Genomic DNA, 15,966 nt, shown 5'->3' on the forward strand with positions numbered 1-15,966 from the left:
CTAGTCTTTCATAATCTTATACATGTGATTAATAGGGCCAGTATTTTTCCCAATCTTATACTTAGAACCCGAAGTAATAGCTTCATTAACATAAGTATTGGCTTTTTGACAAGCTTCTTCTATTTTGAAACCAAGTGCCAAATAAGAAGCAATAGCAGAAGATAAGGAACAACCAGTTCCATGAGTGTTTAACGTATCTATCTTTTTATTTTTAAAGTACGTAAATTCTTTTGTTTCTACACTATATAAACAATCGATACTAAAACCTTCTTCATACTCTAAAGCTTTAATTAAAACATATTTACAGCCAAAAGTCCCAAGATATAAACAGGCATTTTGAGCATCTTCTTTTGTATTTATATCTTTTTCAAACAACAATCTTGCTTCATGTAAATTGGGAGTTATAATATCTGCTAAAGGAAATAAGTCATTTTTCAAAGATAAAATAGCATCTTCTTCAAGTAAAACAGCTCCAGAGGTTGAAACCATAACAGGATCAAGCACTATATTTTGTATTTTATTTTTAAGCAAAAAATCTTTTATTTCTTTTATTAAGCTTTTTTTATGAAGCATTCCAATTTTTACAGCATCACATTTGATATCTTCATAATTTGTATCTAATTGGGCTTTAACAAACTTTTCATCAATATCTAGGATTTCACTTACCCCACAGGTATTTTGGGCGGTAAGGGCTGTTAAAGCACTTAAAGAATAAACGCCTAAAGATGTAGCTGTTTTTATATCTGCTTGCATCCCTGCCCCACCACTGGAATCAGATCCAGAGATGATTTGAAGGGTTTTATATCTTAACATTTTTCGCTTCTTTTGAAAAAAGAAGAGTCAAAATAAAGGACAAAGAAACCGAAAGAATAAAAGAAAAAAACAATTGATTCTGTGCAAGTAAAGCAGGTACTTCTTTAGCACCCCCTAAAAATGACACTAATATCCCATCCGTAAAATTAAGTCCTGGAAATAATAAAGCTCCAACTACTAAAGAAATAATTCCAATTAAAAAAGCTTTTGGATATTCTCTTTTTCCTAAAATTGCAAAAATTGCTGGACCTATAAGTGCACAACAAATTAAATCAGCGACTAAAAATAAGTAAAATACGTCATAACCTTTTGAAGCAATATAATAAACAGGAAAACAAGTAAGTACAATTACCCATCTGTAAAAAGAAAGATTTTTAGAGTTTTCTTCTTTATTAAGTACAAACAAAGAAGCAATTCCGTTTAATAAAGAATCACTAGAAGATAAAACCAAAGATACTACAAATAAAATCAGAATAAAAATAGTAACAGGGCTTTTTAATGCCAATAAATCAAAAAGTGCTAAATTTGCATCAGAGCCTAATAAACCAGTACTTTTAGCATATAATCCTGTCATTCCTAAAATGAAAATAACAACAAATACAATAAGCGCAGAAATTATAAAAGAACGTTTTAGAACATCTTTTTTTAAAGCATATACTCTTTGCCATGAAGTATGATTAAATACTTCTGTACATAAGACTGCAATAATAAGTGTTAAACCAAAAGCCACATGATTGAAGTTTGTAAAATCACTGCTCATGGTACTTGCAAAATCAAACGTTTCAAAACTTTTATTCCAAGGAATGAAATAAAACAATCCCAATAAAACAAACATAATTAAGATAAATTGAATAAAATCTGTTTTAATAGATAAACGTAAACCACCCATTAAAGAATAAGATGCCGTTGCAAGTAAGATAATAAAAGCTCCCAAACCTAAAGAATAACCTCCGTAAGATTGTAATACTTTAGCAACTGCGGTCATTTCTGCACATAAGAAAATAAACATATAAAAAATGGTACAAACAAGCAAAAGATTTTTATAGGATTTTCCAAGTTTTACTTCTGTGTATTCAATTAAAGAAGAAGCATTAGGCATTGCATTTCTGATTTTAAGACCTAAAAATGCTAAAGCAAGTAAAGGCAAAGAAGAAGCTAAGGCATAACCAAAAACACTTGGTAATCCACCCCATAAAGCAGAAGAAGCAGGTGAGAATAAAATCCACACACCTAAAGCTGAAGCAGTTAATGTGGAAACCCCCAGCGTTGAAGAAACAGCATCTTTATAAATAATCAATGAATCATTGGAGTTTTTTGCTTTTTTATACGAATAAAAAGCAAAACCTAAAAATAGAATAATGGAGGCAATTAAGCCTTGTGAAACTAATGTTGGAAACATTATAATCCTTTTTTAATATTTAAGCTTAAGGATTTTAAAATTTATTTTTATCAAATAACTTTTTCCTACGCTGGTACAAACCAGATCAGGTATAAGGGTATGGTCTCAGTCAAAATGACACCCCTAAAGCTTATTGTGAATTATAATCAAAATAAGATTAATTATCAAAATGAATAGGAGTAAATGCAGGAAGTATTTCTAAATATAATAATTGTAGTAGTTTTATACGTGATAAAAGATATACAAAATATTTTGTATATCTTTTAAAGAAGAGTTATTGTTTATATTTTGTAAAAGTTTTTTGTTAAGACTTAAGGAAAACTAATCAAAATTTTTGATTAAAGAAGAAAAAACTTCCGCTAAAGCTTTAACTTCTTTCACGCTTGTTCTTTCATTTATTGAATGAATTGTATCATTAATCACACCAAATTCTATGGCTTCAATACCAAAACTTCCAAAGTATCTGGCATCAGAAGTACCACCTGCTGTTGAGTGTTTAGTTGTAATATTTAAAATATCTTTGATGGAATCTTCCATTACTTTTACTACTTTTGATTCTTTATTTGTTACAAAAGGATAAGAACCTTGTGTTAATTCAAGCGTATAATTGGTATGTTTAAATTGTTTATGAATAAATTTTTTAATATCTTCTTGTTTGGTATTCGTAGAATTTCTTACATTAAACATTAAATCAAGTGTATCAGGTGTTACATTAGTAACTTGCATTCCAGCTCGTATATCTGTAATAATAAGTTGTGAGGGTGAAAAATATTCATCTCCTTCATCAAAATTATATCCTGCAATATTTGATAAGGTAGTTGAGAGCTGATGAATGGGATTAATTGTTTTTTCAGGATAAGCAGCATGACCTTGTTTTCCTTGAATATGCAAATACCCATTAATACTTCCACGTCTGCCCACTTTAATAGCATCACCAAATGTTAGCTCGCAAGTAGGTTCTGCAACAACTGCATAAGTAGGAATAAAATCAATACTTTTTAAATACTCCAAGGCTTTAATCGTCCCAAAAGTACCAGGACCTTCTTCATCAGAAGTCATAAGAATAGATAAAGTACCATTAAAGTTCTGTGCATGTTTACACGCATATAAATATGCAGCTACGCCACTTTTCATATCTTGAGCCCCACGTGCAATTATAATACCATCATTAATATCAGCTGCAAAAGGATCAACACTCCAACCTTCCCCTAAAGGAACAACATCAATATGACCTGCAAAACATAAATGTTGAGCACTGTCGTTAAATTTTTTGTAATAAAATCTGTTTTTAGTATCTTGCGTATCTATATTAATACAGGTCCAAGTATTTCCTAAATACTCTTCAATAAAATCAAAAGCACCATCATCTATGGGTGTTAATGATTTAAATCTTAATAATTTTTGAAAAAGTTCTATTACTGTCATATTTATTCCTATATTAAAAAATGTATTGTATTTTAAAGTTTAATTACTTTTGCACCATAACCACCAGAGCTAGGATGAGCATCGGTATAAGCTCTTACGCAAGGATGAGTATCTAAAAACTCTTTTACAGCAAATGCCAATTTACCAGTACCAATACCGTGATAAACTAAAACCTCGTCAAAACCAGCAATTAAAGCATCAGATAAAAATTTATCCAAATTATCAATGGCTTCATCTGCTCTTTGTCCATGTAAATCAAGTTTTACATGTCCTGCACCTGTTTTAGCAACAGATACAGATACTTTTTGTTTTACTTTAATTTTAGGAGCATTTCCTGAGCGTCTTAAATCTCGTAAATTTACTTGCAAGCGCATGCCACCATCTGTTTGGATAAAGGCTTTTTTCCCTTTTATGGATTCAATTGCGCCTTTGTTAGTATTGTATTTAACCCGGTCCCCTACTTTAAAATTGATTTCTTCTTCAACTTTTTGCACTTTTATTTCTTTCATTTTTACATGAGCTGTATTTAAGTGCTGATGGGACTCTTTATATATTTTTGCTTTAATTGCTTTTTTTGCTTCACTTGTGGCATCTTTATATTCTTTATGAAGTTTTGATTTTTCCATATAAATATGATCGTCTAAATCTTCTTTTTGTTCTTTTAAATTAATTTTTAAGCGTTGATGCATTTTAATTTCTTCATCTAAAAGTGCTATTTTCTCTTTATATTCTCGCTCCAGCGAAGATGAACGTTCAATTAATTCATTTAATCTGTCTTTATCATCTCCATAAACCTCTTTTGCAAGTTTAACTACATGAGAAGGAATTCCATATCTTGCTGCTGTTTCAAAAGCGTAAGAGCGCCCTATTGTCCCTTGCAAGAACTCATAGGTTGGTTTTCTGTTTTGTTCATCGTATAAAGCCGCAATTAATTCAACCTGTTCATTTGCAGCCATTAATGCAGCCAAACGTTTATGATGGGTTGTAATAATAATTTGTATATCTTTTTTCATTAATTCTTCTACTATTACTTTAAATAAAGAAGCTGCTTCATCTGAATCCGTACCTAATTCGATTTCATCTACACCTACAATGACATTTCTTTGATTAAAAAGTTTTGAGAATTCAAGCATTCTTCCTGCAAAAGTAGAAATATCATTTTTTACACTTTGAGGATCATCTAAAACAGCAATTACTTTTTTAAATTGCCCAATGGTAGATCTGGCATCAGCTTTATAAGGAATCAAGTATTTTGACAATAAAACAGCAGATAAAACAGATTTTAACATCATTGTTTTACCCCCAGCATTAACACCAGTAATCATAACTACAGCTTTTGTAAAATCTACACTAATAGGTTTAGGATCACTTAGCGCTGGGTGACAAAAGTCAATTAATTTATTTTTGTGATTTTTATTAGGAATAATGAAGTTCTTGTTTCCACTTTTTGCGAAAAATAATCGTGCTTGATAATGATCAAATCTATCAAACTCTTTGTTTATAAACTTTAAAAACATAAGGTTTTTGTTGAAACTTGAAGAAATACTTTTACATATTTTCAATAAAATTTCTTCTTCTTTGTTTTTTAGATCACTTTGTTTTTGTTTTAATGCACTAACACTGTGAGGAACAACATAAAAAAAGCCAGCATTTGATCTGTGAATTACTGTACCTTTTAGAACATGATTAAACCCACCACGTACTAATAAACACTCTTCTTGATTAATAAAATGTACTTGGGAATCAACTAAATAAGCTCTTAGTTTTGAGTTATTTACACTTTTGTATAAACTTTCTTTTATTACAAGCTTATTTTTGTACATAGCTTGTTTAACTAAATCATAATCCTCATCAAAACCTTCTTTTAATTCTCCATTATCAGAGAAATAATCAAGCACTTTAATAATATCAATAGGCGTAATAATTTTAGAAAACCATTCTTCAAGTTTTCCATCAAAATTAAAACGTTTTAAATATTCAAAATATGAAATAATCTTTACAAATTCAAAAATATCATCAAGTTTCAAAACTGCTTGTTTTTGTATACGCATCAAAGCAGTATCAAGATTAGCAACTTTAGGAACTTGTTTAAAATTGTATTGTTCTAATTGTTTTATTAGCTTATGGTGTAAATTAATATCACCTTCTAAAATAACTGATTTTTCTCTTGCATAAAGAGAAGAAAAACTTTCTATATAATCTTCTAAATCTAATTTTTTAAATATATCTTGCATGCGCGAATTATAGCTTATTTTGAATAAATATTGGATGTAAGGAAGGAGATTAGGAGGGAAAAGCAATAAAATAAAGAGATTTTATTGCTTTAGCAAGCGTTTTATTTAATATTATATTTTTCCAGTAAAGAAGTCCAAACTATACTTTTACCATTAGAATCATAAATAGTAGGTGTTCCACGAACCCCTAATTGTGCTCCTAATTTTAAATGATTATCAACCATTTCAATGTATTGTCCTTTTTCACCACTTTTATAGCTTCTGTTTTTAAAATCTTCATTAGAAGCTTCTGCTTTAAACATAGCTTGAGCTTGCGCATCTTTATCTTTATGAGACAAGATAAAATAACTTAGTTCTTTCGCATCTTTATGAAAACTTAGAGGAAAAAAGAAAACATTTATTTTTAAATGTTTTTTTAATTGAGGTAAATAAGCTTCAAATTTTTTACAATAGGGACATTCTGGATCTGTAAACAAATAATATTCATCACTACCGCTTCCATAAGAAAAACCTTCTTTTCCTTTTAAAATAGAAATATCATTGGGAATACTTAACTCAGTGCTGGTTTTAGTATTATAGACTTTTCCTGCAATCAAATTCTTTTTATCTTTTGTTAAAAAAAGTGTTTGGGCTTGTCCTCTAATATTCGTTTTCAACATATAAATATCATTTTCTAAATATGCTTTTTCAACTATGATTTGTGATTTAACCAACATATCTAATTTGGCGATTTCTTGAACTTCTTTAAAACTTAACTCTTTTGCACTTAATAATGATGCCATCAAAGTAGCACCTAATAATAAAACTTTTTTATTCATGTTCATCCTTTAAAATAATTATAAAAATATTAACAAAAGAATGTTAACACTTATTTAATACGTACTATTTACTCTTAGGTCTAAAAATTTTTATATTTTTTTCATTACACTCTAAAAAAGGCCCATTCATCAAATCAATGCAATAAGGAATAGCTGGAAAAACTGCATCCAAACACTCTTTAATAGATTTAGGTTTTCCAGGGAGATTAACAATTAAAGAAGATCCCCTTAAACCAGCTGTTTGACGTGAGAGTATTGCGGTTGGTACATATTGTAGCGAAACACTTCTCATTAATTCTCCAAAACCAGGCATCATTCTATCACATACAGCTTCAGTGGCTTCTGGAGTTACATCTCTTAAACTAGGACCTGTTCCACCCGTTGTAACTACTAAACAACAACCATGGTTATCAATTAAATCTTTCATTGTAGCTTCGATTGTAGCTTGATCATCTTCAATAACTCTGTATACTTTTTCCCAAGAAGAACTTAAGTATTCATTTAATGTATTTTCGATAGCTAAACCAGATAAATCTTCATACACACCTGCACTTGCTCTATCACTAGCTGTTATAATCCCAATTTTTGCAATATTTTTATTCAATAATAATCCTTTTTTTAAATAGATAAATCACGTTTTTAATATATGTCCTGCATTTTTTATATAATAAACACTTGCATACTCTTTAAAAAAATCCATTGTTTCTTTGCTTTGAATTATTTCATCTTTTTCGCCCAAATATACTTCAATCTTAGTGCCTTTTCCCAAAAGTTTTTCAAGATTCTCTTTTTTCCACTCATAAGACAACAATGTTTCTAATTCTTCGTATGTTCCTTCTTTAATATAAGAAGAACAATCATAAGAAGAAGGAGATGCAATGTTTTTAATAAAGTTCAAAACATAGGATTTTTTATTTTTTTTATAATACATAAGTTGTAATCTGTGAAATTTTTTATTTTTACTTTGAAAAAAAGCAGGTGAGAAGAGTTGTAATAAGTCTATTCTTTTTTCGCTTACTAAAGCTTTAGAAAATGCTTCTATGCACCCATATGAAAATCCCTGTAGCGTAAAGTCATTTTCTATTAAATAAGAAGAAAACAGTTCTTTTTCATCTTTTAGACAAAAGCCAGAAAAATAATTAGAAGTCATTTTCACTTATAACCTCTTTATCCAACATAATGTCTTTTAGTTTATTAATGGTATTAATATTCTTTGACAATTCACTTCTTAAGGCATTTTTTACTTCACTTAACAATTCTTCACTTGAGTGAGCCATTTTGTAATCATTGGTCATTGTAAGGGCCAAAGTATCAGCATCTTGTAAATCTTTTACATTTACAATATATTGTTCATGTTTAATAACGTCTATTCCAATAGAACCTGCTAAGTATTGTTTTAGTAAAAAAATCAGCTCTACTTTTGAAGGATAAGCAATATCCCTTTTACTTATTCCTTCATCAAATAGAAGAATTCTTTTTTTAGAGATAAATGCTTTTGAAGCTTGATAAATAGCTAAAATTTCTTTTTGTTTTTCATCCAAAATCATATTCTCTTTTTTCCCAAACTCTAACTTACTTTTTGCTGTTTGTATGTCTTTTTCATTAATACTTACATCTTCTCTTTTAATCATACTTAAGAGTGCTTCATTAATTAAAGTAGATAAAGAAGCAGAAGAAAAACCAGAAGTTGCACTTGCTAGGGAATCAACATTAATACTGTGATTTTTCTTTTTTAAATAAAGGTTTAAAATATCTTTTCTATCTTCTATATTAGGTAAAGATATATGAACGCGTCTATCAAAACGCCCCGCTCGTAAAAGTGCATCATCTAACATTTCTAGTTTATTAGTAGCTGCAATAACAATAACTCCAGAATCCCCTTCAAAACCGTCCATTTGTGTTAAAAGTTCATTTAAAGTAGCTTCTCTCTCATCATTAGAACCACCCGTTCTTTTTTTACCAACAGCATCTATTTCATCTATAAAAATAACAGCAGGTGCTTTGGCTTTTGCAACAGTAAATAACTCTCTTACTTTTTTAGCACCCATTCCCACATAAATATGAACAAAAGATGAACCACTTTGATAAAAGAAAGGTACAGAAGCTTCTCCTGCAACTGCTCTTGCGATAAGTGTTTTACCAACACCTGGAGGCCCTACAAGCAAAACACCCTTAGGAAGTTTAACTCCATGTTTTAAATAACGCTCAGGTTTGTTTAAAAAATCAACAATTTCTTCCAGTTCTGCTTTTACATTTTTAATCCCAGCCACATCTTTAAAAGAAACATCAGATGTTTGTGCTTCTATATGCGAACTTTTTATTATTTCATTCTGCTCATTTAAAGAAGGTAAAGGACTTGCTTCAAGACCAGATTGTTTACGTTTTTTATCAAAATAGGCTTTTAATTTGTCTTTGTTTATTCTTAGTACTATTGCTGTAAGCAACAACATAATAAGAAAAAATAAACCTACGTAATAGGAAGTTCCAGCGATTCTGGTATCCCCTTTAAGCATCATATAAATAAACAGTATGAATAAAACAATTGATGATAAAATCATAAACTTAAGATTGTTATCTAAGTTCTTATTATTAGAATCTTGCGACATTATATTCCTCGTTTCTTTTATAATTATCTATATAAATCCAGTCACCGACTAAATCTCTATCGCTTTCTACTTCAATTTTATTGAAAAATTGATCCAAACCAATATATTTTCCGTTCTTTTTTTGTTCAATTAAAATTTCTAATTTTTGAGTGTTTTTATTTCTAAAGATATAATTTTTTTCTTTGATGATAGAAGTCAATTCTTTATATCTTTCTTTTGCAATATTCCCTCTAACTTCGCCTTTCATAGTAGCACTTGGCGTTCCATCTCTTTTTGAATAGGTAAAAGCATGAACATGTGTTAATGGAAAACGTTTTAGATTCTCCATAGCTTCACTCCATATTTCTTCACTCTCACCTGGATGTCCCACTATAAAGTCTGTTCCTAAAGCATAACCATTATTTCTTAAAAACTCAAATAATTCTAAATCTTTTAAAACCTTATTTCTTCTGTTCATAATTTTAAGCATCTCTTTTGAAGTATGCTGCAAAGCAATATGAAGGTGTTTTGCCATAAAGGGTTCGTTTACAAGCTCTCTAAATTCATCATCAATTTGTATGGGTTCAATACTTCCCATTCTAATGCGTCGTACACCTTTTATCTTAGCAATTTTTTTAAGTAATTTTGCTAAAGAAGTATGTTTTTTCTTACCATAAGAGCCAACATTTGTTCCTGTTAAAATAAACTCTCCAAAACCATTATTAGCTAAGGTTTTAATTTGTTCCAGAATTTTATCTTCTTGATAAGACCTTGCATCTCCTCTTACATAAGGAATAATACAATAAGAACATCTAAAATCGCAGCCTTCTTGAATTTTAATAAAAGCTCTGCTTTTTCCAATAAATTCTTCAACGATAGTATTATCTAAATGCTCTAAGTCCCCTGCTTCGAAAAAACGCTCTTTTTGCAATAACAATTCATTGATTTTTTCTTTTTCACTGTGGCCAAATAAAGCATCTACTTTTTTTTCTTCAAAAAGTTTTTCACCCTTTGTCCAAACTCCGCAACCTGTAAAAACAACTCTTGGAACATTCGGCATCTTTTTTAAAGAATTAATATAAGATCTTGCTGTTGAATCAGCCCCATTAGTAACCGTACAAGAGTTAATAACAACAACATCTGCATCAACTTCATTCAAAGTAATATCAAAGTCTTTTAGATTACTCATCATAACTTGAGTGTCAAAAACATTGGTTCTGCAACCAAATGTTTTAAAATATACTTTTTGTTTGTTTTTTGTAAAATTCATTTATACTTCCGGTAAATCTAAGGGTGCCACTCTTTGAGTAGGACCAGTTCCATTATTAATAGTTTGAGTAGGGTAAGCGATGGTTATATCGTCTTCTTTCATAAAAGCTTCCAAAATCTCCGGACTCATAGTACTTCTTAATACAAGAGCTGAATATGAGTTTGTAAGATACCATGAAGAAATGACTATTCCATAAGATTCCACAAAAGTATAAATTCTAGGTTCTACTCCTGTAGCTCTTAAAGAATATTTATTTCTCATTTTTGATAATTGTTTTCGCGTGATATCTGTATATCCTTTAGAATAATGCTTTAAAATTTCTCTTGCTATATGCTGGGCTTTTTTATAATTAGAATCATAAGTAATTACAATATCAATACCATCCCACACAGTACGTAAACCTGCATGAGTATAATTCATAATTATTTCTGAGAATATATAATTATTAGGAATAAAAATAATTCTTCCTGTTCTTCTATTTACAGTATAAGAAGTATAAGTAATATCTTCTCTAATTGTTATTTTAAATAAAGATATATCAAGTACATCTCCAACAGCTTGAACCCCACCTCTGGTTACTTTAATTCTATCGCCTACTTGAATAGAACCTGAAGTAACTATAACCATCCATCCAAAAATTGACATAAACCAATCTTTTAATGCAATAGCAATACCAGCAGATGCAAACCCTAAAATAGTAATCAAATACGATACATTGTCAATATATGCAAACATTACTATCATAATGACCATAAAAGCCAACATGAAATTAATGATTTTATTGGTCATGTAATAATTGTCATTTTGTGAAAAATATTTTTTTAATGCTAATTTAATTAAAAAAGAAAGCAAAAAGAGCGAAAAAATAATGATAGCCATAGTTAACATTTGCTCAAATTGTAAAGATATTTGATCATTGTTTTCTAATATGATTTGTTCTATTCTTCTTGCATAAACTTCTTGTGTTGTTGAAATAATTTCAAGAACCATAATAAAATCTTTTTTCTCTTTTTCAAGAAAGATAATATTCTTTTTATACTTTTCTTTTTTATCAATATTAAAAAGTTCTAAGTTATACAGTTCTAAATATAAAAAAATCTTTTCTTCAATTAAGGAAGTTAAACTCGAAACTTCGGTACTTAAAGCTTTAAACGTTTTATTATTTTTTTGTAGTTTTTTACTAAAAGACAATGCATTAATAATTCCAAAGGGATTCGTAATACGCTCAATTTTTCCTACTTCAGGAGGATTAATCAAAGAACCAATAGGAGAATCTTTATATTCATCAATCAACTCAAGTTCATTCTTTTTGATTCTAATTTTATTAGAAAGCTGATATCTGTCTTCTTTGTACTTAGCGCCTCTTTTTCGTTTTATCTTTTTAAAATATATTTCCAAATCATCTAACTCGGCAGAAATTTTTCTATAAGCTGTATAATTTGAATAACGTTTTAATAAGATATTGTTTTTAATATCTTCATCAATCTTTTTTAATTTATTATTAATAAAATTGATTTTTTCAAGATCTTGATCATTTTGAACAAGAGTATTCATGTCCAAATTTACATCATTTTGGGCAGCAATCGCGCTCAAAGAAAATAAAAAACAAAAACTAAGGAAAAACATCTGAATAAATTTGTTATATTTCATTATATGCCTTTAATACATCCATAACATCGTTTTTCTTAACATCACTAGTTATTATACAGTCTCCGAGGCCTTTAGGCAAAATAAATTTTATTTTGTCATCCAAAGATTTTTTATCTAAGAAAAAATCTTCATAAAAAGCATCAATATCTTTTATTTTATAAGAAGTAGGAATATTAAAACGTTTAAGTGCATCTTTTACTCTTTTTACATCTTCTTGGCTCATTAGCCCCAGTTTAAATGCTAAATCATTTGCCATACACATTCCAATACCAACAGCTTCACCATGTAAATATTTTTTATACTGTGTTTCTTTTTCTATTACATGACAGAAAGTATGTCCATAGTTTAATGCAGCTCTAATGCCATTTTCTTTTTCGTCTTGATTAACTACCATGGCTTTTGTTTGAACGGATAATGAAATCGCTTTTATAATGTTTTCATTAGAATCCAAATCATTTGTTTCTAGGTATTCAAAAAAATCTTTATCAAAAGTAACAGCCATTTTAATAATTTCTGCAACACCTGCTGCAAATTCCCTTTTAGGAAGAGTTAATAAAAAAGAAGGATCAATATTCACTGCCATTGGTTGATGAAAAGCACCAATTAGATTTTTCCCAAATTTATTATTAATTCCTGTTTTTCCACCAACACTTGCATCCACTTGAGAAAGTAAAGTAGTAGGTATTTGTATAAATTCTATTCCTCTTTGGTAAATAGAGGCTGCAAAGCCCGTCATATCCCCAATAACTCCCCCACCAAAAGCAATCAATAATGATTTTCTATTGAGTTTATTTAAAAAACAATGCTCTAATATTAGTTCCAAGTTTTCCATATTTTTGTACTGTTCTCCATCAGGAATAGTTACTATACTTAACTCTTTTGCTGAAATAAATTGAAGAAGATAGTCTAAATGAAGGGATTTAATAGTTGGGTTTGTAACAATAACTACTTTTCTATCAAAATAATTGTTTTTAAGTTTATTAATTGTTATATCATAAGTGACGTCATTGGGTAAAGAAATATTAACTGTCATGTATCTTCCATGTTTATAAAGTATAGTGATTATATCTAAAAATTATTAATTTGAGTTGATGTCTCTATATAAGGGCAGGTAAATGAGCTAGGATTTATGCAAAAAATTATAATTTTTCTTAGTATTAAATGACTTTTAGCTTTAATTTTCTACTAATAAATACAAAAACTACAGGAAAAATAGTAACTCAAAAAAATTATTTGTGAGTTTTTATAGTATTGGCGACCCTGGCAAGATTCGAACTTGCGTTAATAGGAGGAAATCCTGTTGTCCTTGGCCACTAGACGACGGGGTCAATAATATAGGATGCAGATTATAATCAAGATAGTTTTTAATGATGCTTAAAGTAGAAAATAATTGTATATTTTGAAGAATAAAGCAAAGTAAATAACTTTGCTTTATTCTTCTAGAAAGTATTTATATCTATGTCTTCTTCAATTAGAAGTTTAACAATACTGGTACCATTAGTACTTTGGAAGACACTATAGGTTTTACCTTCTTCGTCTTCTTTGGTACCACTTTGTTCCCACTTTCCATCTTCATTCTCATCGCTTTTAATTCCACCATCTAAAATAATACTATCTCCACGTTCTCCTAATATAATAAGTTCATCATCTTCATTTGTTGAAGCAATTAATTCATCAAATTTTAAATTAATAATATCTTGTTTATCATTGTTCAAATTAAGTGTTGAATTGTTTATTCTATTTATATCTAAATCAATACCTTCAGAAGCAGAGTTTTTGTCATATGAGAACCATACATCAGCAGCAGCATGTTCATTTCCTTCATTGTCTTTATAAGAACCTTGAAGCCCAATAATATTTCCTTTATCTTCGATATTACTTTCTTCATACTGTAATGATATTTCAGAAACATTAGCTGCTTCTAAAGAAATCATTTCATTTTCATCAGTAATACCATCAGAATTTAAATCTCTCCAAACTTTTAATTCATCAAATAATTCATCATCTTTATTAATAACACCATCATTATTAGAATCAAGTTCTTTTAAAGCATCGTATCCATCTTTGGCTTTTGTGCCATCATTTTTTATGGTTTCTTCACCAAATAACTCAGAAGCATCATTGATTATTCCATCACCATTGATATCTCGGACAAGTAAACCATCATCAGCTCCAACCCAACCTGTTTTATCTTTATCTCCATCAGCATCAATATCGAAACGTACTGCATTTTCTAAGCCTAGGGTTTCTATTCCGTCATGGTCTAAATCTAAGATTATAGGAGAAGATATCCATCTTGCTGATTCTGTTACATTAATACTTAAGCTTACTTCTTGGATAACACCTTGTTCTTGGTTTGTAGCATCTTTTGTTCTTACACTTAAAGTAATTTCTTCTTGATACGCATCTGTTCTATAAACAGAGCCATAAGAATAAGAATTCACATGAGTAAAAATATTTTGAGCAACATTAACACTCAAATTTTCTAAATCCCAAGAACTAACATCAACACTTGTATTATAAATACTAGAAGTAAAAGTATTATCTGGATTTGATTTGTCAAAAATCACCATTCCTATTTGAATATTACTTAAAACAACAATGGTATTATCGCTTAAATTATTCAAAGTAATATCTGGAATATTTAATTCATTATCCCCAAAAGTATGTCCTGTAAATTTTTGTACTGCTTGTCCCCATGTATATAATAAAGAACTAGTAGAATCATCTACATCTCCAAAAGTAAAATCTCCATTACTTGAGGTAGTACCACTGTTTGCAAGAACCTTAAATTCTACAATTTTTTCAAATGTTTTTCCATGATTATCTTCAACTTGAATTCTTACTGAATAGTTTGCATCTTCACTTATATCTACTGAACTTTTTAAAATAAGTTCATCCCCATTTACTCCACCAATACTTACAAGAGCATTATTACTAGAACCATCTCCAGAAATCAAAGTATAAGTCCAAGAACTACTGTCATCATCTTTTGCTGATAATACGGTGATACCTTCTTCTTCTCCTGGATTTTCTCTCACAACCAGTGCTTCAGTAGATGAAAACTCTATATCTGTAGGTGCTGCATTAGGAACAACATTAAACGCAATGATTTCTTCATAAGTATTTCCATGATTATCAGTAACTTGTACTCTTACTGAATAGTTTTCTTGTGTACTTGCATTTGGGTTTGCAACTAATATAAGTTCATTGTTATTAACTCCACCAATACTTACAGCAGCATTATCTGTAGAACCATCTCCACTTACTAATTCATAGGTCCAAGAAGTACTGTCATCATCTTCTGCACTTAATACTGCAATTGTTTGATTCTCTCCTGCATTTTCATAAATATTAATACCATTTGTATCTGAAAATTTTAAGTCAGTAATTCCTGCACCAGTAGAGTAAGGAGCTCCTAAAAACCCATATTCTGCATCTAAATTGGCAATATTTGTTGATGTATAAAAAACGACATCATTTTTTAAATACGTAACAACTCCGCTTTCTCTATCTATATTAATTGATAATACATCATCAGTAGTATAAGAAGTTGATGCACCTTTTGATGAACCATTTTCATAAATACTCATATTTGAACCACTTATATAAATTGCATAATCAATTATTGCGTATGAAGTAGAACTTGTTGTAGTCTCTCCTGTATTTAATCCCCACATACCAGCATTAGCTGTTGTTGAAGAAGCAGAAAATTGTACACTTATTCCCTCACTTGCTAAAGCTGTTTCTTCTGTATTAATTACTGTACTCC

At 29.5% G+C, this 15,966-nt stretch carries 12 protein-coding genes, 1 tRNA gene and 1 riboswitch; all 13 genes read right to left on the bottom strand.

Annotated elements, in window-relative coordinates; genetic code table 11:
• Positions 1-813: a bifunctional hydroxymethylpyrimidine kinase/phosphomethylpyrimidine kinase gene (thiD, locus tag HRT41_14125; GenBank protein ID NQY25160.1), complete on the bottom strand. Its 813-nt coding sequence runs from the start codon at positions 811-813 to the stop codon at positions 1-3.
• Complete coding sequence (locus HRT41_14130; protein ID NQY25161.1) at positions 800-2,212, bottom strand: hypothetical protein; 1,413 nt, start codon at positions 2,210-2,212, stop codon at positions 800-802. The genes thiD and HRT41_14130 overlap by 14 nt, the downstream gene beginning before the upstream one ends.
• 45 nt (positions 2,213-2,257) lie before the next feature.
• A riboswitch (TPP riboswitch) is annotated at positions 2,258-2,347 on the bottom strand.
• A 186-nt stretch (positions 2,348-2,533) separates the two neighbouring features.
• Positions 2,534-3,637, bottom strand: a complete 1,104-nt coding sequence (dapE, locus tag HRT41_14135) for a succinyl-diaminopimelate desuccinylase (protein NQY25162.1) — start codon at positions 3,635-3,637, stop codon at positions 2,534-2,536.
• A 32-nt stretch (positions 3,638-3,669) separates the two neighbouring features.
• Positions 3,670-5,871: an endonuclease MutS2 gene (locus tag HRT41_14140; GenBank protein NQY25163.1), complete on the bottom strand. Its 2,202-nt coding sequence runs from the start codon at positions 5,869-5,871 to the stop codon at positions 3,670-3,672.
• A 101-nt stretch (positions 5,872-5,972) separates the two neighbouring features.
• Entirely contained in the window at positions 5,973-6,689 is a 717-nt protein-coding gene (locus HRT41_14145; protein ID NQY25164.1) for a thioredoxin fold domain-containing protein, read from the bottom strand.
• 64 nt (positions 6,690-6,753) lie between these two features.
• Positions 6,754-7,293, bottom strand: a complete 540-nt coding sequence (gene mog, locus HRT41_14150) for a molybdopterin adenylyltransferase (GenBank protein ID NQY25165.1) — start codon at positions 7,291-7,293, stop codon at positions 6,754-6,756.
• Positions 7,294-7,320: 27 nt separating this feature from the next.
• Positions 7,321-7,845 (bottom strand): pimelyl-ACP methyl ester esterase BioV, encoded by a 525-nt coding sequence (gene bioV, locus HRT41_14155; protein NQY25166.1) that lies wholly within the window; start codon positions 7,843-7,845, stop codon positions 7,321-7,323.
• Positions 7,829-9,295 carry an AAA family ATPase gene (locus HRT41_14160; protein NQY25167.1) on the bottom strand — a complete coding sequence of 489 codons (1,467 nt, stop codon included), beginning with the start codon at positions 9,293-9,295 and terminating at the stop codon, positions 7,829-7,831. Before HRT41_14160 ends, bioV begins: the two co-directional genes overlap by 17 nt.
• The gene (mtaB, locus tag HRT41_14165) at positions 9,279-10,544 is read right to left on the bottom strand and encodes a tRNA (N(6)-L-threonylcarbamoyladenosine(37)-C(2))-methylthiotransferase MtaB (protein ID NQY25168.1); all 1,266 of its coding nucleotides are present in this window, start codon (positions 10,542-10,544) and stop codon (positions 9,279-9,281) included. The genes HRT41_14160 and mtaB overlap by 17 nt, the downstream gene beginning before the upstream one ends.
• Complete coding sequence (locus HRT41_14170; GenBank protein NQY25169.1) at positions 10,545-12,194, bottom strand: mechanosensitive ion channel; 1,650 nt, start codon at positions 12,192-12,194, stop codon at positions 10,545-10,547. It lies immediately after the preceding gene.
• On the bottom strand, positions 12,184-13,227 hold the full coding sequence (locus HRT41_14175) for a 3-dehydroquinate synthase (protein NQY25170.1): 1,044 nt from the start codon (positions 13,225-13,227) through the stop codon (positions 12,184-12,186). Before HRT41_14175 ends, HRT41_14170 begins: the two co-directional genes overlap by 11 nt.
• Positions 13,228-13,446: 219 nt before the next feature.
• Positions 13,447-13,522: transfer RNA gene (locus tag HRT41_14180), tRNA-Glu, on the bottom strand.
• 111 nt (positions 13,523-13,633) lie between these two features.
• On the bottom strand, positions 13,634-15,966 hold a 2,333-nt coding region (locus HRT41_14185; protein NQY25171.1), incomplete at its 5' end, for a hypothetical protein.

The sequence above is a fragment of the Campylobacteraceae bacterium genome, from assembly GCA_013215945.1.
GTDB lineage: Bacteria > Campylobacterota > Campylobacteria > Campylobacterales > Arcobacteraceae > NORP36.